Here is a 1,923-nt window from a genome sequence, read left to right as displayed (position 1 = left end):
CTTGCGGTGCAGGTTGTCCAGCACGGTGAGCACGGTGGTGTAGGCGAGTTGCTTGCCGGTGTCCAGCCGTTCCAGCACCTGGCGCACCTTGAGCGGCTCTCGGGCGTGCCACAGCACGTCCATCACCGCGGCTTCCAGCTCACCCAGCCCGCGCATCGTCCACACCCTTTCGCAGACTGAGAAGTATGCCGTGTCGCCGCAGTGATCGGACCGAGCGTCTTGATCTGTCCTGTCACGGGATGCCTGAGCCTGCGGCGGCCTATCCAGCCAGGAAGTCAGTGATGCGGTTCGTCCAGGTCTGCACGTCGGCGACGGTGGTCGAGACATGCAGGGTCGAGTCGGGCAGCAGTTCGTGCAGCCGTTCCGCCGTCGACACCGGGTGTAACGGGTCGGTGTCCCACGTGAGGATCAGTGCCGGATGAGGCAGCGCCGCGACATCTTCAGGCGTCGGAAGGTCCGACTCGCCGATGCCGCGCAGGATCGGTGCGAGCAGCTCGTCCGGGATGTCGGGGGTCAGGTCGAAGGCCGGGTAGTCGGCGAAGATCGGCAAAGGTTCCCTCTTGGCCCACTCTTCCCGCCAGTGCACGGCGCCGCGTGACTCGATGGCCTCGGCGTTGTCGGTGTACCACTGCCTCGTCTGGTTCGGACCCACCTCCCACGCCGCCGGCGGGATGATCAGCACGAGGCGGCGGAAGCGGCCGGGCGCGGTGATGGCGGCGCGCAACGCGACGTCGCAGCCCAGCGAGGAGCCCATGAAGTCGATCGGCTCGTCGAGGTCCAGCTCGTCCAGCAGGGCGAGCAGGTCGAGGGTGAAGTTCTCGAAGCGGTAGTCGCCGGCTGTCGGGCGGCCCGTCGAGTGTCCGTGGCCGCGCTGGTCGTAGGTGTCCTGCATCACTGCCCCCTCAGCGTGGAGGTGGGCCGGCTCGCTGACGTGCGAGCCGGCCCACCGGGTCAGACGGTCTGCTTGTTCGCGCTGCGGAAGCCCCGCAGCCGCAGGCTGTTGCTCACGACGAAGACAGACGAGAACGCCATCGCGGCGGCGATGACCTCGTCGATCCCGACCTCGGCGGCCACGGCCCTGGCGACGGCTTCGTTGTCGCCGGTCAGCAGCACCGGCCGCAGTCCGAGGCCACGCAGACCCGCGATCGCCTCGGCCGAGGTGGGCTTGACCGTGTCGGCCACGACCAGCACGCCGCGCGCTTCGCCGTCCCAGGCCACGAGTACCGCGGTGCGGCCCTTGTCCTCCGCCTCCTTCTTCGCGGTGACGAGCTCCTCGCTGAGCCGGACGCTCCACTCCTCCAGCAAGCGAGCGCGGCCCACGAGGACGGCGTTCTCGCCGACGACGCCCTGTACGCCAAGGCCTTCCAGGTTCTGGAAGCCCTCCACAGCAGGCAGTTCACCGACACGTTCGGTGGCGCCAGTGGCGATCGCCCTGGCGATCGGGTGCTCGGAGGCGTGCTCCAGCGCACCGGCCAGGCGCAGCACCTCCTCCTCGGTCACGCCGTCTGCCGCGTGGACCTCGACCAGGCTCATCTGCCCTGAGGTCACCGGAGCGCGCACGGGCAAGCGATGATCAGCACGGCGACGGCGGCGGTGAAGGCCGCCGAGGCACCCGTGCCCGCACCGAGCCAGAACGCCAGTGTTCCGGTAGCGAGCGCGATCACGATCGGCACGAACACCGCGGAGACCCGGTCGGCCAGGCGCTGGATCTCGGCCTTGCCGCTCTGCGCGTCCTCGACGAGCTTCGCCATCTGCGCGAGCTGAGTGTCCGCACCGATGCGGGTGGCGCGCACGACGAGCCGCCCGCCCGCGTTGACCGTGGCGCCGACGACCGCGTCACCGGTGGTGACCTCGACCGGCACCGACTCGCCGGTGAGCATGCTCGCGTCGATCGCCGAGCTGCCCTCCTCGATCACGCCGTCG

The 1,923-nt window shown here is 69.7% G+C and carries 2 protein-coding genes and 1 pseudogene; all 3 read right to left on the bottom strand.

Annotated features, from left to right (window positions below; translation table 11 throughout):
- A partial coding sequence (locus IG04_RS0141700; protein WP_030482260.1) for a BlaI/MecI/CopY family transcriptional regulator occupies window positions 1-156 on the bottom strand: 156 nt, incomplete at its 3' end.
- Between the two features lie 103 nt (window positions 157-259).
- Window positions 260-892, bottom strand: a complete 633-nt coding sequence (locus tag IG04_RS0141695) for an alpha/beta fold hydrolase (protein WP_084590050.1) — start codon at window positions 890-892, stop codon at window positions 260-262.
- A 113-nt stretch (window positions 893-1,005) separates the two neighbouring features.
- Window positions 1,006-1,923 (bottom strand): annotated as a pseudogene (locus tag IG04_RS46145) (heavy metal translocating P-type ATPase); the annotation flags it as partial.

Origin of the sequence: Lentzea albidocapillata (assembly GCF_000719115.1) — a bacterium.
In the GTDB taxonomy this organism is placed as follows: Bacteria; Actinomycetota; Actinomycetes; order Mycobacteriales; family Pseudonocardiaceae; genus Lentzea; species Lentzea albidocapillata.
This window is presented reverse-complemented; position numbering and strand designations above follow the sequence as displayed.

Bases quoted from the DNA above. Each gene is read 5' to 3' on its own strand.
- IG04_RS0141695 (WP_084590050.1), bottom strand. From the start codon at position 892: ATGCAGGACACCTACGACCAGCGCGGCCACGGACACTCGACGGGCCGC.